At 72.3% G+C, this 716-nt stretch carries 1 pseudogene; it reads right to left on the reverse strand.

Going from position 1 to position 716, the window contains the following annotated elements:
* Positions 1-716, reverse strand: a pseudogene (locus C1I98_RS39450) (hypothetical protein); the annotation flags it as partial.

Raw genomic sequence — 716 nt, forward strand, 5'->3', positions numbered from 1 at the left:
GGCTGGTTCAGGATGCGCAGCCGGGGGACGTTGGCCAGCCAGTCCCTGGCCACCTCCGGATGGATGCCGATGCCGACGACCAGCTCGATGGCCTGTTCGAGCGTCGGCGGACGGTCCGCGTTGATGATCAGGCTGCGGGTGCGCTCGTGCAACTCGTCCAGGTCGCCGTCCACGATCCAGCCGTCCATCAGCCGGTGCCCCGGCAGCGAGGCCAGCACGAACTGCCAGCCCGGCACCTCCAGCGCACGGATCTCCTTGCCGTGCCAGTCCGCGGCCTCGACCAGCCGCGCCTTCGGCGCGGCCTTGCCCAGTGCCTGCTGCACGTCGGCGAGGTGCGTACGGTACGGCCGGGCGTCATCGCTCACCAGCCACTTCTTCAACCGCACCCGGAGGTCGGCCTCGACCTCCTCGATCTCGGGCGTCGAGACCGCGAACAGCTTGGCCAGCTCGTCCACCGCGCCGGGCGAGTCGGTGAACACCCGGTTCTGGGCCACCGCCCAGGTCTTGTCCTCCAGGCCGGTGAAGGCCGATTCGATCAGCGCGTGCAGATCGGGCTCCTCCGGCTCCTCGGGCTCCGGCGGCTCCTGCGGGATCAGCGGCTCGAACAGCGAGCGGCCGGAGGAGGCACCGGGCGGCGGGCCCGGGGGCAGCGACGGCAGGTTGGTGATGCCGAGGGCGGCCAGCGGCGCGAGGCCGGGCGGGGCGAGGTCCTGCGG

This window comes from Spongiactinospora gelatinilytica (assembly GCF_003236385.1).
GTDB classification, from domain to species: Bacteria; Actinomycetota; Actinomycetes; order Streptosporangiales; family Streptosporangiaceae; genus Spongiactinospora; species Spongiactinospora gelatinilytica.